Here is a 24,433-nt window from a genome sequence, read left to right as displayed (position 1 = left end):
TCCGTAGATGGGCTGCCTGGTGTGCATCAGTATTGAACCGGTGTCGGTTCCAGACTGCGCCATAAGTACCAGGTTGCCACGGTACGCCAGGGCTGCCACGCCAGCGAGACTTCGCGAGCCTCGAAGCGCGAGACAGGCTCGCCACTGAAATAGTGTAGCGAGATTGCCTTGAGCAACCCGGGATCATCCAGCGGCAGGACGTCAGGCCGCTGTAGATTGAAAATCAAAAACATCTCCGCCGTCCAGCGCCCGATGCCCCGGATGGCGACCAATTCAGAAATAACGGCCTCGTCGTCCATGGCCGCCCACTTTTCAGGGTGGACGCGGCGTTCGCCGAAATGCACGGCCAGGTCCAGCACGTATTCGGCCTTGCGTTGGGACAAGCCCGCCTTGCGCAGCCCGTCCACGCCCACGCGCAGCACGGCGACCGGCGTGGGGCGCTTGCCCACGGCATCGATGAACTTGGTCCAGACGGCGTCGGCCGCCTTGGTGGAGATCTGTTGCCCGATGATCGCCCGCGCCAGCGTCACGAACGGCGTGCCGCGCGAGGTCAGCCAGACCTCCGGATGCTGGGGGATAACCTTTTTCAGGATACGGTCGCGCCGCATCAGGTGGGCGACGGCGGCCTCCCAATATTCGGGTTTGGGGATGTCGAGATCGGCGGTGGACATATCGGGCGTATCCACTGGGCTCACGCCCGGCGCCATTGCGTCAAGCCACCCGGCTTGTCGTCGAGTTCAATGCCGGCATCGCGCAATTCGGCGCGGATGCGGTCGGCTTCCGCGAAGTTGCGGGCCGCCTTGGCGGCTGCACGCGCGTCGATCAGCGACTGGATCGCGTCGGCGTCCAGCGTGGCGCGCTGGCCTTGCTCGATGGCCGCCGCGGAATAGCGAGTGGGCGACTGGAAGTACGTCGCCGGATCCTGTTGCAAAAGGCCCAGCAGCGAGGCCAGCGCCTTCAACTGGCCGGCGCTGCGCACACTCTTGCCGCGATTGGCCTCGGAAGCGAGCTCGAACAGGGCTGCGATGGCGCCCGAACTGTTGAAGTCGTCGTCCATGGCGGCCTTGAAGGCCTGGGCCTGCGGCTCGTTCCAGTCGATGCCCTGGTCGTCCGCCGCCACGTTCTGTAGCGCCTGGTACAGGCGGTCCAGTGCGTTCTGCGCGTCGACGAGGTTGTCGGGCGTGTAGTTTTGCGGGCTGCGGTAGTGGTTGCGCACGATGAAGAAGCGCACCATTTCCGCTTCACGCGGGTTGACCGGGTAGGACGCCACGTCCGCAGCCGGGTCGCCCTGGGCGATGGTCTGGCGGATGGTGCGGAAATTGCCCAGGGACTTGGACATCTTGTCCGAATCGACCATGAGCGGGCCGCAATGCATCCAGATATTGGCCAGCGTGCCGCCAAAGGCGCCTTCGGTCTGGGCGATCTCGTTTTCGTGGTGCGGGAATTTCAGGTCTGGACCGCCGCCATGGATATCCAGGGGCAGGCCCAGCAGGGACTTGCTCATGGCCGAGCACTCGATGTGCCAGCCCGGACGGCCCAGGCCGTACGGCGACTCCCACTTGGTGTCGTCGGGCTCCTCGGCCTTGGCCGATTTCCACAGCACGAAGTCCAGCGGGTCGCGCTTGGCCGAACCCACGGCCACGCGCTCGCCGGCGCGCAGGTCGTCCAGCGTCTTGCCGGACAACTTGCCGTAGCCGGGAAAGCCGCGGACGGCGTAATTCACGTCGCCGTCGTCGGCCTGGTAGGCCAAGCCGTTCTTCTCGAGCTTGCCGATGATGTCCAGCATCTCGCCCACGTACTGGGTGGCGCGCGGTTCGCGGTCGGGCGACTCCACGCCCAGCGCTTGCTCGTCGGCGTGCATGGCGGCGATGTAGAACTCGGTGACTTCGCCAATGCGGCGGCCGGTTTCAACGGCGCGGCGGATGATTTTGTCGTCAATGTCCGTGATGTTGCGGACGTAATCGACAGCCAGCCCGCTGGCGCGCAGCCAGCGCTGCACGACGTCGAACGAGACCAGCATGCGGGCATGGCCAAGATGGCAGAAGTCATACACGGTCATGCCACACACGTACATGCGCACCTGACCAGCCTGGGCCGGTTTGAACGGTTCTTTGGTACGCGATAACGTGTTGTAGATTTGCAGCATGGCGCTTTAGGATTCGTCTAATTGCTTCCGGGGCGGATTCGGAAAGTTGCTTGCGAAGGACAATACCTTCGCAGCCTGCCGCCAATACCATCATCATCGAATACCGACGACTGGTCTTGCCTGGCCTTCAAGTGCGGGTCGGCGTTTGCTCAGCATTTGCCCCACACTCTGGGTCCCAGACCCTGGCCCTACGCCCAATGTCGAGCCAAAAACTCAACCGGGGCTAAAATGGCGGTCGTCAAGTATAGCAAGCGGCCCGGTCGCGCGCGTAAGTGCAAGCCGGCCACGACTTTTAACGGATACCCACGTGACTATCAAGCCGCGTTTTTATGTCGCCCTGCTCGCCCTGGCTGTCGCCGGCGCGCCGGTTGGAGCCGCCCTTGCCCAGTCGATGGCCGGCGGCGGGGGTGCCAGTCCCAATGCCACCCGCACCACGCTGGACCCGATTCCTCCCGAGGGCGGCTGGGACGGCCTGGCCAAGCTGCTGGAAGCCGCCAAGCCCGGTGTCGACACGCGGCTTGCGCCCTCACCTTCGCAGGTCACCTCGCGCATTGAAATGCTGCTGAACCGCGGCGACGTCAACGAAGCCCTGGCACTGATCGAAAAACGCGAAGCAGAGATCAAGGACCAGCGTGGCACCGACGTGCAACTGATGTTCCAGCACGCCCGCGCCCTGGCCGCCTTGAACCGCACGAACGAGGCCATCGACATCTACACCGACATGACCACGCGTTTCCCGGAGCTTCCGGAACCTTGGAACAACCTGGCGGCTCTATATGCCAGCCGCGGTGAACTTGAAAAAGCGCAAGATGCCCTGCAAATGGCATTGCGCGCCGACCCCGGCTATGCGGCTGCCCGAGCCAATCTGGGCGACCTGCAACTGCTGCAGGCCCTGCAAACCTACAAGAAGGCCGCCAGCGACGGCGTGCCGGGCATGCAGGACAAAGCCCGCGAAGTCGAAACCATGCTGAAGGATAAACAAGGCAAATGATGTCCCGTTACTCCCCCTTCCACCTGCTGCGCCTCACGGCGTGCTCGTTCGCGCTGGCCGCATTTGCCCCGGCCGTAGTCAGCGCCGCTCCCGCAGCCACTTCATCCACCTCCACCTCTGAAGGCACAAAAGCCATGAGCACCAATCCCCGCGTCAAGCTCGTCACGAACCAAGGCGACATGGTCATCACCCTGGACGCCGCCAAGGCGCCCAAGACCGTCGAAAACTTCCTGACCTACGTCAAGGAAGGCTTCTACAACGGCACCGTGTTCCATCGCGTGATCGACGGCTTCATGATCCAGGGCGGCGGTTTCGAACCCGGCATGAAGCAAAAGCAGACCCATGCCCCGATCGAAAACGAAGCCAACAATGGCTTGAAGAACGACAAGTACACCCTGGCGATGGCCCGCACCAGCGACCCGCACTCGGCAACCGCGCAGTTCTTCATCAACGTGTCGAACAACGACTTCCTGAACTTCACGTCGCCCACGCCGAACGGCTGGGGCTACGCGGTCTTCGGCACCATCACCGAAGGCACGGACGTGGTCGAAAAGATCAAGGGCGTGAAGACCGGCAACAAGGGCTTCCACCAGAACGTGCCGAACGAAGACGTGATCATCGAGAAGGCCGAAATTCTTGAATAAGATTGCCCTGCCCGGCCCGATCTGGCTGGCGTCCGACTTGCACCTGGGGCCGGCCACGCCGGCCACCTCGGAGGCCTTCCTGGCCTTTTTGCAAGCGGCGCAAGAAGAAGCTGCCGCCCTGCTGCTGCCGGGCGACATCTTCGATGCCTGGATCGGCGACGACGTGATCCGCGCCGCGCCGCCGTGGCTGGCCACGGTGTTGACGGCGCTGCGGGAAACCGCCGCGCGCATCCCGGTCTGGCTGGGCCGCGGCAATCGCGACTTCCTGATCGGGGAAGAACTGGCCAACACCGTGGGCGCCAAGCTGTTGCCCGAACCCGCCCTGCTGGAAACGGATTTCGGCCAGGTACTGCTGACTCACGGCGACGAATTCTGTACGGACGACGCCGCGTACCAGCAGTTTCGCAAGATGGTCCGCGATCCGCGCTGGCAGGCCGAATTCCTGGCCAAGACCATTCCGGAACGCCTGGCGATGGCGCAGCAGGCCCGTGGCGAAAGCCAAGCGGCCAACCAGACGAAGTCCATGGAGATCATGGACGTCAACGGCGCCGCTATCGACGCCATCTTCCGCGAGACCGGCGTGCGCGTGCTGGTGCATGGTCACACGCACCGCCCTGCCCGCCACGTGCTGGAAGTGGATGGCAAGAAGCGCGAGCGCTGGGTGCTGCCCGACTGGGATTGCGACCACGTGTCGCCGGCCCGGGGCGGTTGGCTCATCATCGACCGCGATGGCCTGGAGTTCTACGATCTGGAAACGTAGGAGGGATGCCGCGCGCAGCCGATCCCACGATGCAAAAAGGGCTTCGCAATTGCGAGGCCCTTTTTTATCCTGCCGCCCGAAGGCTTAGCGGGTGAAGATCCAGGCCGCCACCACCGCACCGAACACGATGCGGTACCAGGCGAACACGCGGTAGGTGTGGTTGGCCACGAAGCGCAGCACGGCGCGCACCACCACCATCGCGCTCAGGAAGGCGGCAATGAAACCCACGGCGATGCCGGACAGGTCGTGCTGGGTCAGCACGCCGAAGTTCTTGTACATGTCGAAGACGGCCGCGCCCAGCATCGTGGGCATGGCCAGGAAGAAAGAGAACTCGGTGGCCGTCTTGCGCTGGATGCCGGCGATCATGCCGCCGATGATGGTGGCGCCCGAACGCGAGGTGCCCGGGATCATGGCAAAACACTGCGCCACGCCCACGCCCAGCGCCTGCTTCCAGGTGATCTGTTCCAGCGTGTAGGCGGAGGCCCGTTCGTCGGAGGCCGTGTCATCCGCCGCGCCCGGTTGGTCGCCCGGCGTGTGGTGCGTCCTGCGCTCGACGTACAGCATGATCAGGCCACCCACCACCAGAGTCACCACCACCACGCCCGGATGGTAGAACACCGACTTGATCGTCTTGATGAAGATCGCACCAATCACGGCAGCCGGCAGGAAGGCGATGATCAGGTTGCGGGCGAACGCCACTTCGCTGGGCACGCCGGTCAAGGCGCCCCGGATCAGCTGCAAGAGCCGCGCGCGGAACACCCACATCACAGCCAGGATGGAGCCCAGCTGGATCACCACCTCGAACACCTTGCCGTCGCCGGACTGGAAATTGATCCAGTCGCCGACCAGGATGAGGTGGCCCGTACTGGACACGGGGATGAATTCCGTCAGGCCTTCCAGAATGCCCAGGATGAATGCCTTGATCAGATAGAGCGCGTTTTCAGTCACGATAGGTAGGAGTTCCGGTTAATCGTTGGCAAGCGATGCTTCATCGGAGAGCATTTCCTGGGGCCGCTTCTCGACGCGCACCAGCGCGATGCGGCGGCCGTCCATTTCCAGGACTTCAAACCGGAAATGCTGGTGATGGATTTCGTACTCGCAGACATCGCCCGGCTTGGGCAGATGCCCGAAGCGCGACAGCAGATAGCCCGCCAGGGTCGAAAAATCTTGAGCCTCGTCGACCAGGCCTTCGGTTTCCAGCACCTGCTCGACATGGTGCAGGTCGGCCGCCCCGTCGATCTTCCAGGTGTTGTCGCCGTCAGCGACGATGTCGGGCAGTTCGTCCTCGTCGGGGAATTCACCGGCGATCGCCTCGAAGACGTCGATGGGCGTGACCAGGCCTTCGATGGCGCCGAACTCGTCGGCCACCAGCACCAGTTGGCCGCGCGAACGCTTGAGCGTGTCCATCAGGCGCAGGATGCCGATGGCCTCGTGCACGATGATGGGGTCACGCAGGCGGTTGCGGCGCACCCGGCCTTCAGTAATCAGGTCGGCCACCAGGTCCTTGGCGCGGGCAATGCCCAGCACCTCGTCCAGCGATCCCCGGCAGACCGGGAAGAAGCTGTGCGGGGCCTCGGTCAGTTGGCGGCGGATCAGTTCGGGATCATCGTCGATGTTGATCCAGGACACGTCCGTGCGCGGCGTCATGATCGAGCGGATGGAACGTTCAGCCAGGGTCAGCACCCCGCTCACCATGTTGCGTTCTTCGACGCCGAAGGCCGGCATGGACGGGCCGTCCGCGTTGGGCAGGTCGGGCTCGTCGCTGGCGGGCGGGCGTTTGCCCAGCATGCGCAGCACGGCCGAGGCCGTGCGTTCGCGCATGGGGCGGCGGGCGTCCAGCTTCAGCAGGTTGCGGCGCGCCACCTGGTTGAGCGCTTCGATGGCCACCGAGAAACCGATGGCGGCATACAGGTACCCCTTGGGCACCTTGAAACCGAAGGCTTCAGCCAGCAGCGAAAAGCCGATCATCAAGAGGAAGCCCAGGCACAGGACCACCACGGTCGGGTGCGCATTGACGAAGCGCGTCAGGGGCTTGGAGGCCAGCAGCATGATGCCGATGGCGATGATGACGGCGATCATCATGATGGCCAGGTGATCCACCATGCCCACGGCGGTGATCACGGAGTCCAGCGAGAACACCGCATCCAGCACCACGATCTGCGTGACGATGACCCAGAAGCTCGCGTACACGCGCGGCCCGGACGAGCCGGCGTGCTGCCCGCCCTCCAGGCGCTCGTGGAGCTCCATCGTGCCCTTGAACAGCAGGAAGAGGCCACCCACCATCAGGATCAGGTCGCGTCCCGAGGGGGACAGCGGACCGACGGAAAACAGAGGGGTGGTCAAGGTGACCAGCCACGACATGACGGACAAGAGGCCAAGCCGCATGATGAGGGCCAGGCTCAACCCCATGATGCGCGCGCGATCGCGTTGCGCAGGAGGCAGTTTGTCCGCCAGGATGGCGATGAAAATCAGGTTATCAATGCCCAGGACGATCTCAAGGACGACCAGGGTAAGCAAGCCGACCCACGCAGCGGGGTCTAGCAGCCACTCCATCAGGAGCTCCAGAAGTTACACGACCGGTAATCGTACATGGAAATGCCATGACACGCCGGTGACACGCCTCGTCCGTATGCCTGATGGGCAGCGGCGCGACCAAAAAAAAACCGGCCCGAAGGCCGGCTCCGTACTGCGTGATCCGTGTCGGGATCAGGCGGCCGACGGCGGGTTCAGCGACGTCAGCATTTGCGTGAAGATCTTCGGGCTGGCGGCCAGCACATTGCCGCTATCCATCCAGCCTTGTTCGCCGTCGAAGTCGGCGATCAGGCCGCCGGCTTCCAGGACCATCAGGCTGCCGGCAGCCAGGTCCCAGGGCTTCAGGCCCACGCCGCAGAAGCCGTCCAGGCGGCCGCAGGCGACATAAGCCAGATCCAGGACCGTGGCGCCCAGGCGGCGCACGCCCGTCGCGCCTTCGGCCATCTGGCGGAAGCGCTGCGAGCCCTGTTCGGGGTCGCCGGCGCTGGGCCAGTGGGCGCCCAGCAGCGCCTCGTGGTAGCGGGTGCGGCCCGAGACGCGCACCCGGCGATCGTTCAGGAAGGTGCCGCTGCCACGGCTGGCCGTGAACAGTTCGTTGCGCGAGGGGTCATAGATGACCGCTTGCGTGACCTGGCCGCGCTGCGTCAGCGCGATCGACACGGCGTAGTTGGGCAGGCCGTGGATGAAGTTCGTCGTGCCGTCCAGGGGATCGATGATCCACTGGAATTCGGCCTGGTCGGGACCTTGCAGCCCGAATTCCTCGCCCAGCACGGCATGGTCCGGGTAAGCGGCATGCAGTGTTTCGACGATGGACTCCTCGGCGGCGCGATCGACTTCCGTGACATAATCGCGCGGCCCCTTGCGAGCCACGCTGAGTCGTTCCAAATCCATGCTGGCACGGTTGATAATGGTGCCGGCACGCCGGGCCGCCTTGATGGCGATGTTGAGCATCGGGTGCATAAAATTCCGTACGTATGCGGTGGGTTCGCGTGATGGTAGGCCACTTGCCGCCCCCCGGGTCCGTCGTTGCCCCAACCGGGGAAATCGACCCAAAAAACCAGGAAGGCACTAAGCCAAACGTGCCATTTTAAATGACTCAAGCATTTTCACGTGTTCGCTTCGTTATGGTGAACCCCAGCCACCCCGGAAACGTCGGTTCGGCGGCCCGTGCGATCAAGACGATGGGCTTCTCGGAACTGGTGCTGGTCGAGCCTAAATTCCCGGATGTAACAAGCCAGCCGGAAGCCGTGGCGCTTGCCAGCGGCGCGCTCGACGTGCTGGAAAACGCGCGCATCTATCCGTCGCTGGAAGCCGCCCTGGCCCCCGTTACGATGGCGTTCGCCCTGACCGCCCGGGTGCGCGACCTGGGCCCCCCGCCCTGCGACATCCGCCAGGCCGCCGATCTGGCCTGCGCCCATCTGGGGGATACCGCAGAGGGCGTAGCCGCCATCGTGCTGGGCACGGAGCGCGCCGGGCTGACCAACGCCCAGATCGCGTTGTGCCACCGCATCTGCCATATCCCCGCCAACCCCGAGTACAGCTCGCTGAACGTCGCCCAAGCCCTGCAACTGGCCGCCTGGGAACTGCGTTACGCCTTGCTGGTGGACCAGGGCGCGGCGCTGCTGCCCGCCTCCACCGCCCAGGAACCCGCGCGCGGTGCCGAGCCGGCCTCCAGCGAAGCGGTGCAGGCGTTCCTGGCCCACTGGGAAGAAGCGTTGATCGGCGTCCAATTCCTGGACCCGGCGCACCCCAAGAAGCTGATGCCGCGCATGCGCCATCTGTTTTCGCGCCCGGCGCTGACCCGCGACGAGGTGGACATGATGCGCGGCGTCTGCACCGCGATGCTGGCCACCGCGAAGCGCAACGGCGGCGCAAAAAAATAGGGACGGGCATCGCCCGTCCCTGGTGCATCGAATTCCCGGCGGCAGGCCGCCGGGAATTCCGATGATCAGTCCACCGTGGCGCCCGAGGCCTTGATCACAGGCGCCCAGCCATCCACTTCCGACTTGATGAACTGGCCAAATTCGGCCGGTGTCGTCTTCACGCCGACGGCGCCCAGCTTCTCGAAGCTGGTCTGTACAGAAGCCTTGTCCAGCGCTTGCTGCATGGCCGCGTTCAGCTTGTTGATCACTTCCGGCGGCGTGCCGGCGGGTGCCAGCAGGCCGAACCAGGACGACACGTCGAAATCGGTGAAGCCCGATTCCTTCATCGTGGGCAGGTCCGGCGCGCTCTTGGAGCGGTCGCTGGTAGTCACGGCCAGGGCACGCAGCTTGCCCGATTGGGCATGCGGCCATGCCGAGGGCATGTTGTCGAACATGAACTGCACCTGGCCGCCGATCAGGTCGGTCATGGCCGGGGCGCTGCCCTTGTAGGGCACGTGCAGCACGTCGATGCCCGCCTTCATCTTGAACAACTCGCCCGCCATGTGGATGGAGGTGCCGCTGCCCGACGAGGCGAACGCCAGCTTGCCGGGGTTCTTCTTGGCGTATTCGACCAGCTCTTGCACCGATTTCACCGGCACTTGCGGGTTCACGACCAGGATGTTCGGCACCTTGGCGCCCAGCGCCACGGGTGCGAAGTCCTTCGTCAGATCGAACGTGACGTTCTTGTACAGCGTCTGGTTGATGGCGCTGGTCACTGCCACGAACAGCAGCGTGTAGCCGTCAGGGGCAGCGCGCTGAACTTGGTCGGTGGCGATATTGCTGCCAGCGCCCGGCTTGTTCTCGACCACGAACGATTGGCCCAGGCTCTCGGTGAGTTCCTTGGCCATGATGCGGGCGATCACGTCCGTCGTGCCGCCGGCGGAAAAACCGACCACGATACGGACAGGCTTGTCAGGATAGGCAGCGTGGGCGGAACCCATGGCAAAGGCGCTTGCGGCGGTAGCCAGAAGGGTGGCGGCCAGACGCCGCAGGCCAGGCTTGTGACCTGTAGTCATAATGTCTCCGTGCAGGTACTGTCCATCTAGTGGACGATTTGAATTATTGGATGATGCATTCTGAGCTATACACACGGGTTGCATCAAGGTAGAGTCCACGCTACGGACAATGGTTTTCCCTTGACCGTTCCGCAATAACCTACAGTTTTCAGAGATTTGCATGCAAGACAGTGATGCCGCGGCCGCAGGCCCACGCACGTTGCGGCGCGGGTTAGCCGTTCTGGCCGCCTTGCGCGACCAAGGGCCCGACGGCCTCAGCGTGACAGATATCGCCCGCCTGACGGGCATACAGCGCCCCACCATTTACCGCTTGCTGGCCGCCCTGCTCGACGCGGGCCTGGTGCTGCCGGTGACGGGCACCAAGAAATACCGCGCCCAGCTGGCGGTGGACCCGGACACGCGCTCGCGTGATCCGCGAGTGCGCCAGTTGCTGCCCGTGCTGCGCCGTCTGGCCGACCGCACGGGCGATGCCGTGTTCCTGGTGGTGCGCGATGAAGACGACTCCATCAGCCTGCATCGCGAGATCGGCAGCTACCCGGTGCAGATCCTGGCCACGTACGCCGGCAAGCGCCAGCCGCTGGGCGTGGGCTCGGGCGGCATGGCACTGCTGGCCGCGCTGCCCGACGACATGGCCCGCGGCATTGTCGAGCGCAACTCGGGGCGACTGGACGAATACGGCGGCATGACGCCGCAGGAAATGTACCGGCTGATTGAAAACACCCGGGCGCGCGGCTATTCGGTGGTGGGCAACCACGCCGTGCGCGGTGCGCTGGGCGTGGGTTGCGCGCTGCTGGATTCGCAAGGCGCACCGCTGCTGGCCGTCAGCGTCACAGCCATCATCGACCGCATGCCGGCCCAGCGTCAGCGCGAAATCGCCGGCTGGATCAAGGCGGAACTGGCGCGCCTGGCGATGCAGGCCTGAGCGGTCCGCGCGGCCCACTTAGCCAAAAAAGCGGGCGCCTGACGGCGCCCGTTTGCATTGCTGCCTACCCCGCAGATCAGGTCGCGGCGCTCGTAGGCGCGTCGGACTTGCCGGCCGTCTTGGGGTTCTGGATCTCGCGCAGCGGAATCGGAGGCTGGAAGCCGGCCTCTTCCAGGCTGCTGCGGATCTGCTGGTACAAGCCCCAGCGCAGGTCCCAGTACTTGCTTGTTTCGGCCCACACGCGCACGTTCACGATGACGCCGTTTTCCTTGTAGTCGAACACCTTCACCAGCGGCGCCGGATCCTTCAGCGCGTCCGGACGGGCGTCCACGATGTTCTGCAGCTTGGCCACCACCGCGTTCAGGTCGTCGCCGTAACGCACCGGCACCGGAATATCCAGGCGGCGGGTCTGGTTGCGGCTGTAGTTGGTGATGGTGGCGTTCCAGACCGTGCTGTTGGGCAGCGTCAGATGGATGCCGTCGCCCTGGATGAGCCGCGTGAGGAAGAGACCCACTTCGGCTACCGTGCCTTCCGCCCCGGAACTCAGCGCGATGTATTCACCCGCGCGGATGGGACGCAAGATTAGCAGCATGATGCCGGCGGCGATGTTCTGCAGCGTGCCTTGCAACGCCAGGCCGACTGCCAGACCGGCCGCGCCCAGCACGGCGATCAGGCTGGCCGTCTGCACGCCGAAGCGCGCCAGGACTGCAATGACCGTGAAAATGCGCACCGCCCAGACGACCGTGCTGTAGAACATCGGCACGATGGTGGGATCGATCTTGCTTGAACGCGTGGCCGCGCGGCGGACCCAGCTGCCCAACAGCGATGACACCCACCAGCCGATGACGAGGATCAGCAGGGCAACAAGCAGATTGATGCCCATATCCACCATCCTGGGAGCCCAGGCGTTAAATTCCCTCAAGGCGTCTTCCATGGAATCTCCTGCGAAAAATTGCGACCGAAAACTGTATCAGATGATCGATAAGCCAAGGGCCGCAATGCGGCCCTGGTATGTCAAGCTTTGTAAGCATACGCCCGACGGGCGCGCGGCCAGATGTCAGGCCGGCACGATGCGGAAATGATTGTCCCAGGACACCTCGCGCGACGGGGACAGCACCGGCGATTCCCTGCCCGCGGTATCCGTGCGCAGCATCGCGCCCAATCCGCTGCTGACCAGGAAGCCGGCATCGGCGGCGGGTGCCACGCCGCAACCATCGGCCAGCAGTGTCGTGCCCAGGCAGCGGCCGCTGGCGGTGTCCCAATAGATCACCTGTCCGCCGACGGGGCTGGAGGTGGCCACGATGCCGCCCGCCGCGTCCACGGTGACCGACCCCACGTAGTTGCGCATGTTGCGCAAGGTCTCGACCGGCCCTTCGAACAATTCCAGCTGCGCGCCGCGGCGATGCCGCCCCACCAGCGCCGGACGGTCGGCAGCCGGCCCCATGTACTGGCAGCCGAACCACACGCAGCCGTCGGCCGCCAGCGCCAAGTGCCGGATCGATAAGCGATGCAGCTCGGGCGCCAGTTCCACTTTTTCAAGCAGCTGGCCGCTGGCGGCGTCGATATACGCCAGCGACGGGCGCATCGTGTCCAGGTTCAGTTCCAGCTTGCCGTAGTCGGGATGCGTCAGGATGCCGCCGTTGGCCACGCACAGCGTCTTGCCATCGGGCATCAGCACCACTTCATGCGGGCCGATGCCACCGGAATCGAATTCGCCCACACGCCGCCAGGCGCCGCCGGGCGAGGCGTCGTAGATGCCCAGGACGCCACGGCCGCCCTCGAAGTCGTTCTCAGTGGCGGCCAGCAGCCGGCCACCGGCGATGAAGGCGCCATGGCCGAAAAAATGGCGTTCGTCGGGCATCGGCAGCGCCTGCGGCTCGTCGCCGCCACGCAAGGAAAACGCCACGGCGAAGAATCCGGGTTGCCGGCCGAACACGACCGCACGCTGGCTGGCGGGGTCGATGGCGAAGCTGTGCCCGCGCGCCGGCATGGGCACGACCAGGCGGTCGCGGCCGGTTTCGTCCAGCAGCACCGCTTCGTCGCGCCCGCCGCGCTTGCGCGCGCTCAGGTACAACGGCCCGCCATCGGCGGGCAGCACCGCCAGCGCCGCGCCGGGAGACAGCCCCAGCGCCGCGGCCAGCGACAGGAAGCGTCGGCGATCAATCCCCATCGAGCGCATTGAATCCGATGGTGACGCCCAACGCCGGCGCCAGGTCCTGATCGACGATGGCCTTGGCGTTCTTGATCGTGAGCGACGCCAACTGCAACTGGCGGCGGCCGTCTTCGTCTTTCAGCGTCGCCTCAAGCGGCGTGGGCACCGCCTGCAAGGTCTGCGCCGCATTCTGCAATTCGCCGCGCACGGCGACGTCCATCCACTCGTCGCCGCGGGGCAATGGATAGCCACCGGCTTGATAGAAGGCCTTCAGCCCGTCCAGGTTGGCCGCCAGCAAACGCGTGGACAAATCGCTGCGCCAGAAAGCCGCGCGCTTGGGACGCGCCGCCTCGGGCGATTCGCCCAGCACCGGCAGGATCTTCACGTCGCGGGCGAACTGCAAGCCGGTGGACAAGGCCTTCATGGCCTCGGCCGCCACTTCCTGCGGATCGCGGTAAAGGTCGTTGCCGGCTTGCGGCTTGGCGAACTGGCGGCCGAATTCGCCCTGGGCGCTCCAGGCCCGGGCCACGTCGCCGGAAATCGTCGCGACGTTGGCGGCCACGGCGCGGGCGTAGTCGCATGCATAAGCGAACGTCGGCGCGCTGGTCTGCTTGAGTAGCGCAGGCTCGCCATACAGCACGTATTCCAACGCGGGCAATCCCTGCACGGCGACGCTGCGGCCTGCCAGCGCGCCCGGCGCCAGCACGGCAGGGTCACCCGCCGCAATCAACTGCTGCACTTGCTTGGGCATCACGCCGCGCGTGTCCGGCCAGAAGGCCAGGCGCTCGAAACGGTTGGCCTGCACCAGCGGACCGAAGCGCAGAATCTCCACGCCCGACCAGGCCAGGGCCAGGTTCGTGAACGCGTCGCCCACGCGCGTGGCGCCCGCCGCATCCGGTTTGGCGCACCAACCGCCCAACGCGCTATTGAGCGCGGCAGCGGCGTCCGCCATCTTGCCCACGGCCGGGCGGGCGTAGTCACGCGCCAGCCGTTCGCCCAAATCGGCGGGCAGTCGGGCTTGTGCGGCCACGGGCGCGGCAGCCAGCAACACGGCCGCCAAGGCATGCTTGAACACAGGCTGGAAGGATCGGGCCATCACAGCGACTCCAGGAAACGGATCAGGTCGGCGCGTTCTTCGGGCGTCATCGCCACGACGCGGTCACGCGCGGGTTTGCCCGCGCCGTCATGCCACAGCACGGCTTCCAGCAGCGTGCGGGCGCGCCCGTCATGCAGCCAGGTGGCATTGGGATTCACGGTCTTGGTCAGGCCGATGCCCCACAGCGGCGGCGTGCGCCATTCGCGGCCGTTGGCCTCGCCATCGGACACGCCGTCGGCCAAGCCCTCGCCCATGTCGTGCACCAGCATGTCGGTGTAGGGCCAGATCAGCTGGAAGCGGTGCTCCGGCTGCTTGGCATTGCGGCTCGTCACATACTTGGGCACGTGGCAGGCCACGCAATTGGCTTCGTAGAAAAGCTTCTTGCCCGCCAGCACGCGCGCATCGTCCGCGTCGCGTCGCGCCGGCACCGCAAGATTGGTGGAATAGATCGTGACGAAGTCCATCAGCTTGGCCGGGACTTCCTCAGGGCCGAAGCGCGGCTGTGCACCATGCGGCATGTCCAGGCACTGCTTCTGCGACGGCGTGCAATCCCCCGAGTGCTTGGGGAACATCGGCGTAGACAGGCCCATGTCGTTGGAGAACGCGGCAGCGCTTTGCTGCTCGACCGTGGGCTGCCCGGCCTTCAGGTTGAAGCGGCCCAGCACGCGCGCGCCCGTGCGCGCATCCGTGACCCAATTGGCCTTACCGACGATGCCGTCGCGCTTGTCCGCGCCCACGTTGGCCAGGATATCGGCCTCGTGGATGGATTCCAGCAACCCCAGCCCGATCATGGGCGGCGCCAGACGGGGCGAGATCTGCGTGTCGGCGCGCATCGGCCCGTAGCCGAGGTTCTCGATGCGGTAGGTAGGCTTCATCAACGTGGCGGTCTCCTCCCCGTTGAGCGCGACCGCGATGGGCTCGTATTCGATCTCCATGCGGCCTTCGGCGGGCAGGCCCGCCACCGCGAAGTTCTGCAGCTGCACGCCATAGACGGGTTCGGGCAAGGCCGCGAGCTCGCCCGCGGCAAGCTTGGGGTGCCCGCGATCGGGGCCGTTCGGCACGGCCAGTCGCAGCAACAGCGCCACCGCGTCCGTGCGCTCCAAAGGATCGAAACCCGGCACCGTGCCGCGTCCGTCCTTGGTATGACAGGCCTGGCACGACCGTGCGTTGAACAGCGGCCCCAGACCGTCGGACGCCTGCGTGGAAGCAGGCGCCGACACCCAATCCTTGCGGAACAGGCCGTTGCCGACCTGGAATTCCTGCCGGCCTTCGAAGCTCATGTTGGCCGACGGCTGCGAAAAGATATCGGCGTTGATGAGCTTGTTGGTCGTGGCCGCGCCGGCCTGCATGGTCTCGAAGGTTTCCACCTTCGAGAAATCGCGCGTGGGCGCGGTAATCGCGGTAACGCGCTTCTGGTCTTCGGGCGTCAGGTCATCACGCCCGGCGGGCACATCAGGTGCGGCGGCGGCGCCGGCGTGAGCCGACGCCGCCAGTACGGCGGCTAATACGAGTTTCACTTGAATACGGCGTCGGGTTTATCCAGGCTGTCGGAACCTTCGATGGCGACCTTGCCCAGATCCAGCAACGCGATCACGCGTTCCAGGCTGCGGGTCTGGTCCACCAGGCGGTCGATGGCGGCCTGCACCATCGCGTTGCCTTCCTTGTTGCCGTCGGCAATCATCTGGTCGTAGGTTTCGACCGTTTCGGCGCGCGTCTTCATCGCCTGCATGGCCGCCACCGTGGCGTCCAGCTTGGCGCGCACTTCGGCGTCCAGCTTCGGGTCCTTGGCCTTGACCAGTTCCGACAGGCTGGCGCCCTTGACTTCCTTGCCGTCGATGCGGGTGTAGGCGCCCAGGTAGACGTTGCGGATGCCCAATTGGTCGTAGTAGTGCGCGTTGTGCGTGTTGTCCGAGAAGCAGTCGTGCTCTTCTTCGGGGTCGTGCAGCATCAGGCCGAGCTTCATGCGTTCGCCGGCCAGTTCGCCGTACGACAGGCTGCCCAGACCGGTCAGCATGGCGATCAGGCCAGCCTTGGGGTCTTCTTCGACGGCCTTGCGCGCAGCGCCGTCCTTCTTCCAGTTGCCCACCATTTCTTCCAGGTCCGTCACCAGCAGATCGGTCACGGCCTTCAGGAATTCGATGCGGCGTTCGCAGTTGCCGCCGGTGCATTGCTTGGTGTCGAAGTCCGTATGCGGACGGTTGCCCGAATGGCGTTCTTGCGGCGTGCCCTTGCGGTCGGCCGGCGCCGGGCCCGTGCCGTTCAGGTCCTGGCCCCACAGCAGGAATTCGATGGCGTGGTAACCCGTGGCCACGTTGGCCTCGTTGCCGTCGGCCTCGTGCAGCACTTCGGACAGCAGTTGCGGCGTGATCTTGCTGACGTCGACCGTCTTGCCGCCCACCGAGATCTTGGAATTGGCGATGACGTTGACGGCGTAGTAGGCGTTTTCGTCGTTTTCGGTGCCGTAGGACGCATCCACGTAGTCGATCAGGCCTTCGTCCAGCGGCCAGGCGTTCACGCGGCCTTCCCAGTCGTCGACGATGGGGTTGCCAAAGCGGTAGGCTTCGGTCTGCTGATACGGCACGCGGGCCGCCAGCCAGGCTTCGCGCGCGGCCTTCAGCGTTTCGGGGCTGGGCTTGGCGACCAGGGCATTGATGGCGGTGCGCAGCGTCTTGGCGGCAGTCAGCGAATCTTCATAGCCCGCCAGCGCCAGATCCGAATAGGTGGCGACCACGGCCTTGGGCTCAACCGCGGCGTGGGCCGTTCCCCCGAATACCGCGGCGGCCAGCACCGCACCCAAAAGCAACTTGCGCATCGACTTTCTCCCGTAACTCGAACGGTGTCCGCCCCCGCGGCGGGCCGTTCCGACTTCAATTTTGTGGATGCGAGTGTAAACAATTTTCGTTTGATATTCAGCGTAAAGTCAGATACCTGACGTTTTTTTGAACGTAAAACAAGGACGAATCCACGCTGAACGCGGCTGTGGACCGCTACTATCCGACATTCCCCGTCCCTCATTTCTCCGCCATGGAACTCCGCCAACTCCGCTACTTCGTCCGCGTGGCCGAACTGGGCAGCATCGGCCGCGCCGCACGCGATCTGGGCGTAGTCGCCTCGGCGCTCAGCCAGCAGATCAGCCGTCTGGAAAGCGAGTTGGCCACGCGGCTGTTGATGCGCACGCACACCGGCGTCGTGCCCACAGCCGCCGGCACGGCGTTCCTGCGGCAGGCGCGGCTGACGCTGCGCCACGCTGAAAACGCCATCGCCGCAGCGCGCGAAGCCCGGCTGTCGGGCATGGTCAGCGTGGGGTTCGCCCCCACCACGGCATCCGTGTTGGCCAAGCCGTTCTACGCCGCGATGGCCGAGCGCTATCCCAACGTGCGGCTGCACCTGGTCGAAGGCCTGTCGGGCAACCTGGGCGAACAACTCAATAACCGCCGGCTGGACCTGGCCGTGCTGTTCCAGAACGACAGCGGCCAGGCGCGCAGCACGATTCCCGTCCTGGACGAAAGGCTGTTCCTGCTGGCGCGGCGAGGCATGTTCGCGCTGCCCGACGGCGAACCCGTCACCATCGCCGAACTGGCGGCCTTGCCGCTGGCGGTCACCAGCAAGGCGCATGGCCTGCGCGCCTGGGTGGAAGCCGCGTTCGAGCGCGCGGGCATCGAGCCTTGGGTCGAAGTCGAGGTAGACGGACTGACCACCTTGATGGACCTGGTGCAGGCCAACGCCATCGCCACCATCCAGCCGGGCGCCGCCGTCGCACGGGCCGAAGCCGGGCTGCTGAACATGCACCCCATCGACGACCCGTTCCTGTTCCGGCGCAACGCGGTGCACTGCATCAACGAAGACGAGCTGTCGCCGGCCGCGCTCGCCGCGCGCGTGGTGCTGGTGGACGTGATGCGCGCGCAGGTGCGCCATGGCGCGTGGCCGGGCGCGACCCTTCTCGATTCGTGATGCCCCCATGCCGGCCGCATGTCTAGGCCGGGGAAGGTCCCGCGGATAAATTGCATTCGTGGACGCCGCGGCATGGTGCTGCGGCCATGGACCTTCTCGAACGCTGATGACGACTGACACCCGACGCCCGGGCTTGCTTCCCATTCCTTCCATGCGGCCGCATTGTTCCGAACAGGAATGGCAGGCCCGCGTGGACCTGGCCGCCTGTTATCGGCTGGTCGAACGCTATGGCATGGCCGACATGATGGCCAATCACATCTCGGCGCGCGTGCCGGGCGAAGACAATGCCTTCCTCATCAACCCGTACGGCATGATGTACGAAGAGATCACCGCGTCCAGCCTGATCAAGGTGGACCTGGACGGCACCATCCTGGCCAAACCCGATTACGGCGACCTGGACTACGGCATCAACAAGGCGGGCTACGTGATCCACAGCGCCGTGCATGCCGCGCGCCATGAGGTGGATTGCGTGATCCACACGCACAGCTGGGCGTCCATGGCGGTAGCTTCCCTGGACTGCGGCCTGCTGCCGCTGACGCAGACGGCCATGCGTTTCCTGAAGATCGGCTATCACGACTACCAGGGCGTGGTGCTGGATTTGAAGGAACAAGCCTCCCTGCTGCAAGACCTGGGCCAAGGCGAAGCGCTGATCCTGCGCAACCACGGCGCGCTGACCGTCGGCCGGACGGTGGGCGAAGCCTTCAACTGGATGCACCGGCTGGAACTGGCATGCCGCGCGCAATTGGCGGCGATGGCCACCGGCGCGCCCCTGCGGGCGGTCAGTCCTGCGGTGCTGGAAGAAACCTGGAATAACTATCAGCCCGGCACGCGGCGCCCCTATGGCGTCATGGAATGGCCGGCCCTGTTGCGCAAGCTGGACCGCATCGACCCGGGCTTCCGCGACTGATTCTGCGATTTTCCATGGCGCCGGCCGACGTGGCGGCACGGCGCCGCACAAACCAAGACAACAACCACGAACGGAGACGATATGAACACTGCCCGAGCCCTGCTCGCCGCCGCAGCGGCGGCGTGCGCCTGTACATCGCTGCCTGCGATGGCCGCGGACTACCCCGACAAGCCCGTCAAAGTCATTGTGGCGTTCACCGCCGGCGGCACGACCGACACGCTGACCCGCAGCATGTCCAATTCGCTGTCCAAAAAGCTGGGGCAACCGTTCGTCGTCGAGAACAAGCCCGGGGCCGGCGGCAACATCGGCACCGAGTTCGTCGTACGCGCCGCGCCGGACGGGCACACCCTGATCGTCAATTCCGTCGGCCCCATCGCGGTGAACGCGTCGCTGGCGAAGCTGCCGTTCGATCCGCTGACGGATCTGGTCCCGATGGTGCAGATCGCCACCGTGCCGAACGTGCTGGTCGTGCCGCCCTCTTCCCCCGCCAAGGACATCAAGAGCTTCCTGCAGTACGTGAAGACGGCGCAGCATCTGAACTACAGTTCCACCGGCGTGGGCACGTCCTCGCACCTGTCGAGCTACATGCTGATGGATCAGCTGGATGTGGAAGCCACGCACGTGCCCTACAAGGGCGCCGACGCCGTCAACGACTTGCTGGCGGGACGCATCGACTTCATGTTCGCCACCATCCCGTCCGTGATCGGTCAGATCCGTGCCGGCAAGCTGCGGCCGCTGGCGGTCAGCACTCTTCAGCGCTCCACCACCCTGCCCGAGCTGCCCACCATCGCCGAATCCGGCTACCCGGGCTTTGATGCCGGTTCCTGGTTCGGGTTCTTCGCGCCCAAAGGCACGCCGCCCGCCGTCGTCGACACCATCAACCGCGAAGTCAACGCGGCCCTGCCGGCGCTACAGGCGCAGATGCTGAACGAAGGAGCCGAGCCTGTGGGCGGCACGCCCGGGCAGTTCGCGACCTTCATCCGGCAGGAACACGACAAATGGGCGGCGCTGGTCCGCAAGTTCGAACCCAGCGCCAATTGACCGTCCATGACGCAACCTCAAGCTATTCGCATTCTGTGCTCGCCCGCCGAAGCGCCCGCCTTGCGCGAGGCACTGCCCACTGCGGGCGCGCGCTTCGTCCTGTGCCACCCTGAAGACGGCCAGCCCTGTGATGCGCAGGTGGCCTTCGTATCCCGCGACATCACGGGCGCCTCGACCAAGTTCCAGATCACGCCCGAGACCGCACGCTACTACGAGGCCATGCGCCACGCGCCCGAGCTGCGGTGGGTGCACGTGCATTCGGCCGGCGCCGACCGCGAGATCTACCAAAGCCTGCATGCGCGCGGGGTCGCCATCACGACCTCGCAAGGCGCCAGTGACGCGGTAGTGGCGCAAACCGCCATCGGCGGCGTGCTGGCGCTGGCGCGTCGCCTGCCCTTGCTGGCCGCGGACCAGCGCGACCGCGCCTGGCGCCCGCTGTTGGGTGCCCGCACGCCGCGCGACCTGGCGGGCCAGCATGCGGTGGTGGTCGGCTGGGGCGGCATCGGACAGCGCATCGGCGAGTTGCTGCTTGCCCTGGGCCTGACGCTATCCGTGGTGCGTCATTCCGACACCCCCGTGCGCCAGGCGCGGCATACCGTTACCTACAAGGACCTGGCGGGGCTGCTGCCCGGCGCGGACTGGCTGGTGCTGGCCTGCCCGCTGACACCCGCCACGCGGGAACTCGTGGACCGCCAGGCGCTGGCCGTCCTGCCCGCGCATGCCTCGATCGTCAACGTGGCTCGTGGCCATGTCATCGATGAAGCCGCGCTGATCGAAGCCCTGGCCACCGGCCGGCTAGGCGGCGCTTTCCTGGACGTGTTCCAGCAGGAGCCGCTGCCGCCGGAATCCCCGCTGTGGACGCTGGAAAACACCATCGTCACGCCGCATAGCGCGGGCTTCTCGGACGGCAACCGCGCGCGCGTGCGCGGCCTGTTCCTGGCGAATCTGCGCCGATGGACACAAGCAGAGCCCCTGGCCAACCGGCTGGCCGGCTAAGGCATTGCGGTGCGAACAAAAAAAGCCCGGACATCGCGTCCGGGCCAAAGTTCCAGCCAAGCTTTCAGGCCTGCGCCCGGCAGCGTTACCGCTGCAAAGGCGCCTTGGCCGTTTCCTTCGCCGCCAGCAGCGCGATCGCGGTCACGATCAGCGCAGCGGCCACATACAGCGAAATCGCCAGGGTCGAGCTCCAAGACTTGTACAGGCTGGCGATGATCAGCGGCGCGAAACCGCCGCCCACGATGCCGGCCAGCGTGTAGGCCAAGGACGAACCGGCGTAGCGCACGCGCCCCGGAAATTGCTCGGTGATGAACGCCGCTTGCGGACCGTACATCAACGCATGGATCAGCAGGCCCACCACCACCGCCGCGCAGATGGCGATGGGATGCGCCGTATCCATCAGCACAAAGAACACGAACGCCCAGATCATGCCCAGCACCGCGCCCGCCAAATACACCGGTTTACGGCCGATCTTGTCGGACAGCGCGCCGCACAGCGGGACGGCAATCGCATTCAGCGCCGCGCCCAGCATGGTGGCCGTCAACGCCATGGGTCGGGACAGGTGCAGCACCGTCGTCACGTAGGTCAGCGTGAACACGACGACCAACGCATACAGCACGTCCGAACCAATGCGCGAACCGCCCGCGATCAGCAATTGACGCCAGTACTGGCTCAGCACCTCTTTGATGGGCGTGCTGGCCGTCTCGCGCTTTTCTTCCATTTCGCGGAACACCGGCGTTTCCTCGACGCCGCGGCGCAGCCACAGGCCGAACATCACCAGCGCCACGCTGGAGACGAACGGAATGCGCCAGCCCCAGGCCTGGAAGTCCTCGGCGCTGACAAAGGCCGTCACCAGGGCGATGAAGCCGGTGCCGATCAGCGTGCCGCACGACGGGCCAACCTGCGTGAAGGACGCGTTGCGGCCGCGCTGGTCCGGCTTGCCGTGCTCCATAGACAGCAGCACCGCGCCCGCCCACTCACCGCCCAGGGCCACGCCCTGCACGAAGCGCAGCGCCACCAGCGCCACCGGCGCCCACACGCCCCACGAGGCATAAGTTGGCAACAGGCCCATCAAACCGGTCGAGACGCCCATGATGACCAGCGTTGCGACCAGCACGAACTTGCGCCCCAGGCGATCGCCCAGGTGGCCGAACACGAAGCCGCCCAAGGGCCGCGACACATAGCCCACCGCATAGGTCGAGAACGCCAGGATCGTGCCCGTCAAGGGATCAAAGGACGGAAAGAAGATGGAATTGAAGACCAGCGCCGCCATCAGGTTGTAGATGGTGAAGTCGTACCACTCCAGCGTGGTGCCTACCGAGCTGGCCATGGCCAGCCGGCGCATCTTGTTCGGCGTCGCCGCGGTGTTGGCCGCCTTCGCGGCGTGCAAGGCATGTTCTGCCATGGATTTCCCCTTGTTGTATATCGGTAGAGAGTCGGGCGTAGCCGCGATTTAGCGCAGGTCAGAGGCGTTCAGCTTCCAGCCCAGTTCAAGCAGCCAGCCATCCGCCGGATCCGTCTTGAAAACGCTGGCCGCCTGTTCGCGCAGAGCATTCGCGGCGGGCTCGGTGCTGGCCTCGACGACGAACAGCGGCGCCAGTTGGCGGTTGTCTTTGGATTCGCGCGGCAAAGGCGTGCTGAGCGTGGTGTCGGGCACCAGCAAGTAGGACTGAACGAAGCCGTCTGCCTGGGACAAGGCCTGGCCGACTTCGCGGGCCTGTGCAATCAGCGCCGCCGCGTCGTCCGCCATCGGCAAGGGCAGCACCACCAATTGGCTGCCGCTGCCGAACCCCGTCACGGCCTCGACGGCGCAGACGCGGCGCATCGGGTCGCGCATGCGATCCAGGTTGGCGATCGACCACGGCGTCTGGCGTTCAAAGGCGGCGCGGTAGTCGGCGGTGGTGAAGGCAGCCAGCGATTCGGTGCGGTACAGGCCCAGGTACTTGCGGCCGCCGCTGCGCGACACGTAACGCGCGCCAGACAGGAAGCCGGGGATGCGTACGCGCTCTTCGACATGCTCGCGGTCGTACCAGCGGTTGAAATCGGGTTCATCGGCCGCCCCGACGTCGGACGCGACGAAGAGCAGGCCATTGGGAGTCGAGGCAGATGCGGCAGAGTGGCTCATAGCGGAAGACCAACGTTCCTTCAATTTCAGAAGGCCACATCTTCATCCGCCGGGCGGGACAGGGACAAACGAGTAATTCTTCCTGCCAGCAACAGAATTACTGAGCGCTATCCTAGGGATAACACTATTGCGCCGATCCGAAACGCGGTTCCGCGACCGACGTCGTGAACTGGTCGGACGCGCGGCTGGCCAGTTCCGCAACCAGACGGATGGCGTCCGACCCGGCGCTTTCCACATAGCTCACCACCAGCAGTTGCGGGGGCACCGGCATGTCGCTGCGGATCACCTGCACTTCGCCGCGCGCCACATACTCGTAGATGGGCGGCAGCGGCACCAGCGCGCGGCCAAAGCCACTTTTCACCAGCCGCGCCAGCGCCGAAATGGAGCTGACGCAGTGCACCTTGCCCAGCGGCATGCCGGCCTCGCGGTACAGCGCCTTCAGCGCTTCGTGCGGCTGCGAGCCTGGGCTCATGGTCAGCACGGGTTCGCTCAGCAATTGCTGCACGGTCAGCGAATCCTCATCGCCCGCGCGCCCCACCCAGCCCATTTCCATCGGCAGGCAGGCGGTGCTGATGATGCCGGGGTCGCTCAGCAGGTCTGTCTGCAGCGCGATGTCCAGCGCGCCTTCGCGCAGGCCCCGGTGCAGCGCGCGCGTGGTTTCGGACGTCAACTGCACTTCGATGCCCGGGTAGGTGGACTTCAGGTTCGTCAGAAAGCCGATCAGCCAGGTGTGCACCACCGTTTCGATGGCGCCGATGCGCACCAGGCCGAAGACCTCGTCGCCCCGCTTTCCCAGCGACAGGATCTGCTGGCGGATTTCCAGCAAGCGTTCGCCGTAGTCCAGCAGCCGGGTACCGACCGCGGTCAGCCGCAGTTCCTTGGCGTCGCGCTCAAACAGGCGCGCGCCGATGTCTTCTTCCAGCGAGGCGATGCGATTGGCCACCGCCGCCTGGGTGATATGGAGACGGTCGCTCGCGGCCCGGAAACTGCCCAGTCGCGCCGACCACAGAAATGCTTCGACAAAACGCGTATTCATCTTGAACCGGCGCCGACGGGCGGCGCCCTTCTTCCCGTCTGCTTCAAACGCCCGGGGCGGCAAGCCCCGGTCCGCGTACATGCTACCGCCTAACCGCGCGGATGCGGGCCCGCGCCGTTGTTGCGTCCCCTTAAGTGGTGCGCCATGCACCAAAGTGGATCATTTCAGGCACCAGTGCGACGCCCGGGAATGCATC

23 protein-coding genes are annotated in these 24,433 nt (G+C 65.6%); 9 read left to right on the top strand and 14 right to left on the bottom strand.

Translation table 11 applies throughout. The features are described 5' to 3' along the window. Positions 1-26: 26 nt before the first annotated feature. Complete coding sequence (locus AC3WMU_RS00345; protein WP_006225511.1) at positions 27-671, bottom strand: DNA-3-methyladenine glycosylase family protein; 645 nt, start codon at positions 669-671, stop codon at positions 27-29. 20 nt (positions 672-691) lie between these two features. Then, positions 692-2,146 (bottom strand): cysteine--tRNA ligase, encoded by a 1,455-nt coding sequence (gene cysS, locus AC3WMU_RS00340; RefSeq protein WP_492281632.1) that lies wholly within the window; start codon positions 2,144-2,146, stop codon positions 692-694. 307 nt (positions 2,147-2,453) lie between these two features. On the opposite strand from cysS, the gene AC3WMU_RS00335 reads away from it, so the two are divergent. From AC3WMU_RS00335 to AC3WMU_RS00325, 3 genes are all read left to right on the top strand, one after another. Beyond that, a complete protein-coding gene (locus AC3WMU_RS00335) occupies positions 2,454-3,137 on the top strand; it encodes a tetratricopeptide repeat protein (RefSeq protein WP_035213448.1) in 684 nt (227 codons plus the stop codon). A gap of 134 nt (positions 3,138-3,271) precedes the next feature. Then, a complete protein-coding gene (locus AC3WMU_RS00330; protein WP_006225507.1) occupies positions 3,272-3,781 on the top strand; it encodes a peptidylprolyl isomerase in 510 nt (169 codons plus the stop codon). Further along, positions 3,774-4,541, top strand: a complete 768-nt coding sequence (locus tag AC3WMU_RS00325; protein ID WP_280026814.1) for a UDP-2,3-diacylglucosamine diphosphatase — start codon at positions 3,774-3,776, stop codon at positions 4,539-4,541. The genes AC3WMU_RS00330 and AC3WMU_RS00325 overlap by 8 nt, the downstream gene beginning before the upstream one ends. Positions 4,542-4,625: 84 nt before the next feature. Here AC3WMU_RS00325 and AC3WMU_RS00320 read toward each other — a convergent pair whose 3' ends face one another. The 3 genes from AC3WMU_RS00320 to AC3WMU_RS00310 form a co-directional block, all read right to left on the bottom strand. Continuing rightward, positions 4,626-5,489, bottom strand: a complete 864-nt coding sequence (locus AC3WMU_RS00320) for an undecaprenyl-diphosphate phosphatase (RefSeq protein WP_315136169.1) — start codon at positions 5,487-5,489, stop codon at positions 4,626-4,628. 18 nt (positions 5,490-5,507) lie between these two features. Then, positions 5,508-7,094: a TerC family protein gene (locus AC3WMU_RS00315; protein WP_006225504.1), complete on the bottom strand. Its 1,587-nt coding sequence runs from the start codon at positions 7,092-7,094 to the stop codon at positions 5,508-5,510. Between the two features lie 153 nt (positions 7,095-7,247). Continuing rightward, positions 7,248-8,033: an inositol monophosphatase family protein gene (locus AC3WMU_RS00310; RefSeq protein ID WP_006225503.1), complete on the bottom strand. Its 786-nt coding sequence runs from the start codon at positions 8,031-8,033 to the stop codon at positions 7,248-7,250. Positions 8,034-8,164: 131 nt separating this feature from the next. Between AC3WMU_RS00310 and AC3WMU_RS00305 the strand changes: the two genes are divergently transcribed. Continuing rightward, positions 8,165-8,956 (top strand): RNA methyltransferase, encoded by a 792-nt coding sequence (locus AC3WMU_RS00305; protein WP_085946950.1) that lies wholly within the window; start codon positions 8,165-8,167, stop codon positions 8,954-8,956. 65 nt (positions 8,957-9,021) lie between these two features. Here AC3WMU_RS00305 and AC3WMU_RS00300 read toward each other — a convergent pair whose 3' ends face one another. Then, positions 9,022-10,011: a Bug family tripartite tricarboxylate transporter substrate binding protein gene (locus AC3WMU_RS00300; RefSeq protein ID WP_006225501.1), complete on the bottom strand. Its 990-nt coding sequence runs from the start codon at positions 10,009-10,011 to the stop codon at positions 9,022-9,024. Positions 10,012-10,171: 160 nt separating this feature from the next. Between AC3WMU_RS00300 and AC3WMU_RS00295 the strand changes: the two genes are divergently transcribed. Beyond that, positions 10,172-10,933: an IclR family transcriptional regulator gene (locus AC3WMU_RS00295; RefSeq protein WP_006225500.1), complete on the top strand. Its 762-nt coding sequence runs from the start codon at positions 10,172-10,174 to the stop codon at positions 10,931-10,933. 76 nt (positions 10,934-11,009) lie between these two features. On the opposite strand, the gene AC3WMU_RS00290 is transcribed toward AC3WMU_RS00295, so the two are convergent. The 5 genes from AC3WMU_RS00290 to AC3WMU_RS00270 form a co-directional block, all read right to left on the bottom strand. Beyond that, positions 11,010-11,867, bottom strand: a complete 858-nt coding sequence (locus AC3WMU_RS00290) for a mechanosensitive ion channel family protein (protein ID WP_035213446.1) — start codon at positions 11,865-11,867, stop codon at positions 11,010-11,012. A gap of 123 nt (positions 11,868-11,990) precedes the next feature. Continuing rightward, positions 11,991-13,103 carry a DUF1513 domain-containing protein gene (locus AC3WMU_RS00285; RefSeq protein WP_492281631.1) on the bottom strand — a complete coding sequence of 371 codons (1,113 nt, stop codon included), beginning with the start codon at positions 13,101-13,103 and terminating at the stop codon, positions 11,991-11,993. After that, positions 13,093-14,181: an imelysin family protein gene (locus AC3WMU_RS00280; protein WP_492281630.1), complete on the bottom strand. Its 1,089-nt coding sequence runs from the start codon at positions 14,179-14,181 to the stop codon at positions 13,093-13,095. Before AC3WMU_RS00280 ends, AC3WMU_RS00285 begins: the two co-directional genes overlap by 11 nt. Next, positions 14,181-15,698: a di-heme oxidoreductase family protein gene (locus tag AC3WMU_RS00275; RefSeq protein ID WP_492281629.1), complete on the bottom strand. Its 1,518-nt coding sequence runs from the start codon at positions 15,696-15,698 to the stop codon at positions 14,181-14,183. The genes AC3WMU_RS00280 and AC3WMU_RS00275 overlap by 1 nt, the downstream gene beginning before the upstream one ends. After that, a complete protein-coding gene (locus tag AC3WMU_RS00270) occupies positions 15,695-16,993 on the bottom strand; it encodes an imelysin family protein (protein WP_006225495.1) in 1,299 nt (432 codons plus the stop codon). Before AC3WMU_RS00270 ends, AC3WMU_RS00275 begins: the two co-directional genes overlap by 4 nt. A 212-nt stretch (positions 16,994-17,205) precedes the next feature. Between AC3WMU_RS00270 and AC3WMU_RS00265 the strand changes: the two genes are divergently transcribed. From AC3WMU_RS00265 to AC3WMU_RS00250, 4 genes are all read left to right on the top strand, one after another. Then, positions 17,206-18,132 carry a LysR family transcriptional regulator gene (locus AC3WMU_RS00265; protein WP_035213511.1) on the top strand — a complete coding sequence of 309 codons (927 nt, stop codon included), beginning with the start codon at positions 17,206-17,208 and terminating at the stop codon, positions 18,130-18,132. 106 nt (positions 18,133-18,238) lie between these two features. Further along, complete coding sequence (locus tag AC3WMU_RS00260) at positions 18,239-19,039, top strand: class II aldolase/adducin family protein (RefSeq protein WP_035213444.1); 801 nt, start codon at positions 18,239-18,241, stop codon at positions 19,037-19,039. Between the two features lie 81 nt (positions 19,040-19,120). Next, positions 19,121-20,080 carry a Bug family tripartite tricarboxylate transporter substrate binding protein gene (locus tag AC3WMU_RS00255; protein WP_006225492.1) on the top strand — a complete coding sequence of 320 codons (960 nt, stop codon included), beginning with the start codon at positions 19,121-19,123 and terminating at the stop codon, positions 20,078-20,080. Positions 20,081-20,086: 6 nt separating this feature from the next. Then, positions 20,087-21,076: an NAD(P)-dependent oxidoreductase gene (locus tag AC3WMU_RS00250; RefSeq protein ID WP_492281628.1), complete on the top strand. Its 990-nt coding sequence runs from the start codon at positions 20,087-20,089 to the stop codon at positions 21,074-21,076. An 85-nt stretch (positions 21,077-21,161) separates the two neighbouring features. On the opposite strand, the gene AC3WMU_RS00245 is transcribed toward AC3WMU_RS00250, so the two are convergent. The 3 genes from AC3WMU_RS00245 to AC3WMU_RS00235 form a co-directional block, all read right to left on the bottom strand. Then, positions 21,162-22,421 carry an MFS transporter gene (locus tag AC3WMU_RS00245; protein WP_411431424.1) on the bottom strand — a complete coding sequence of 420 codons (1,260 nt, stop codon included), beginning with the start codon at positions 22,419-22,421 and terminating at the stop codon, positions 21,162-21,164. 108 nt (positions 22,422-22,529) lie between these two features. Continuing rightward, on the bottom strand, positions 22,530-23,201 hold the full coding sequence (locus AC3WMU_RS00240) for a DUF4286 family protein (RefSeq protein WP_006225489.1): 672 nt from the start codon (positions 23,199-23,201) through the stop codon (positions 22,530-22,532). Between the two features lie 124 nt (positions 23,202-23,325). Continuing rightward, complete coding sequence (locus AC3WMU_RS00235; RefSeq protein WP_035213509.1) at positions 23,326-24,237, bottom strand: LysR family transcriptional regulator; 912 nt, start codon at positions 24,235-24,237, stop codon at positions 23,326-23,328. Positions 24,238-24,433: the final 196 nt, after the last annotated feature.

The organism is Achromobacter sp. FW305-C-13 (assembly GCF_058783475.1).
The sequence above is the reverse complement of the archived record's forward strand: the minus strand, read 5'-3'. Positions and strand labels throughout refer to the sequence as shown.

What these genes read in the sequence shown, in the direction of transcription:
- AC3WMU_RS00310 (WP_006225503.1), bottom strand. Translation starts at nt 8,033, where the DNA reads ATGCACCCGATGCTCAACATCGCCATCAAGGCGGCCCGGCGTGCCGGC.
- AC3WMU_RS00265 (WP_035213511.1), top strand. Translation starts at nt 17,206, where the DNA reads ATGGAACTCCGCCAACTCCGCTACTTCGTCCGCGTGGCCGAACTGGGC.
- AC3WMU_RS00235 (WP_035213509.1), bottom strand. Translation starts at nt 24,237, where the DNA reads ATGAATACGCGTTTTGTCGAAGCATTTCTGTGGTCGGCGCGACTGGGC.
- AC3WMU_RS00270 (WP_006225495.1), bottom strand. Translation starts at nt 16,993, where the DNA reads ATGCGCAAGTTGCTTTTGGGTGCGGTGCTGGCCGCCGCGGTATTCGGG.
- AC3WMU_RS00245 (WP_411431424.1), bottom strand. Translation starts at nt 22,421, where the DNA reads ATGCGCCGGCTGGCCATGGCCAGCTCGGTAGGCACCACGCTGGAGTGG.
- AC3WMU_RS00260 (WP_035213444.1), top strand. Translation starts at nt 18,239, where the DNA reads ATGACGACTGACACCCGACGCCCGGGCTTGCTTCCCATTCCTTCCATG.
- AC3WMU_RS00290 (WP_035213446.1), bottom strand. Translation starts at nt 11,867, where the DNA reads ATGGAAGACGCCTTGAGGGAATTTAACGCCTGGGCTCCCAGGATGGTG.
- AC3WMU_RS00315 (WP_006225504.1), bottom strand. Translation starts at nt 7,094, where the DNA reads ATGGAGTGGCTGCTAGACCCCGCTGCGTGGGTCGGCTTGCTTACCCTG.
- cysS (WP_492281632.1), bottom strand. Translation starts at nt 2,146, where the DNA reads ATGCTGCAAATCTACAACACGTTATCGCGTACCAAAGAACCGTTCAAA.
- AC3WMU_RS00330 (WP_006225507.1), top strand. Translation starts at nt 3,272, where the DNA reads ATGAGCACCAATCCCCGCGTCAAGCTCGTCACGAACCAAGGCGACATG.
- AC3WMU_RS00250 (WP_492281628.1), top strand. Translation starts at nt 20,087, where the DNA reads ATGACGCAACCTCAAGCTATTCGCATTCTGTGCTCGCCCGCCGAAGCG.
- AC3WMU_RS00255 (WP_006225492.1), top strand. Translation starts at nt 19,121, where the DNA reads ATGAACACTGCCCGAGCCCTGCTCGCCGCCGCAGCGGCGGCGTGCGCC.
- AC3WMU_RS00300 (WP_006225501.1), bottom strand. Translation starts at nt 10,011, where the DNA reads ATGACTACAGGTCACAAGCCTGGCCTGCGGCGTCTGGCCGCCACCCTT.
- AC3WMU_RS00285 (WP_492281631.1), bottom strand. Translation starts at nt 13,103, where the DNA reads ATGGGGATTGATCGCCGACGCTTCCTGTCGCTGGCCGCGGCGCTGGGG.
- AC3WMU_RS00345 (WP_006225511.1), bottom strand. Translation starts at nt 671, where the DNA reads ATGTCCACCGCCGATCTCGACATCCCCAAACCCGAATATTGGGAGGCC.
- AC3WMU_RS00305 (WP_085946950.1), top strand. Translation starts at nt 8,165, where the DNA reads ATGACTCAAGCATTTTCACGTGTTCGCTTCGTTATGGTGAACCCCAGC.
- AC3WMU_RS00295 (WP_006225500.1), top strand. Translation starts at nt 10,172, where the DNA reads ATGCAAGACAGTGATGCCGCGGCCGCAGGCCCACGCACGTTGCGGCGC.
- AC3WMU_RS00280 (WP_492281630.1), bottom strand. Translation starts at nt 14,181, where the DNA reads ATGGCCCGATCCTTCCAGCCTGTGTTCAAGCATGCCTTGGCGGCCGTG.
- AC3WMU_RS00240 (WP_006225489.1), bottom strand. Translation starts at nt 23,201, where the DNA reads ATGAGCCACTCTGCCGCATCTGCCTCGACTCCCAATGGCCTGCTCTTC.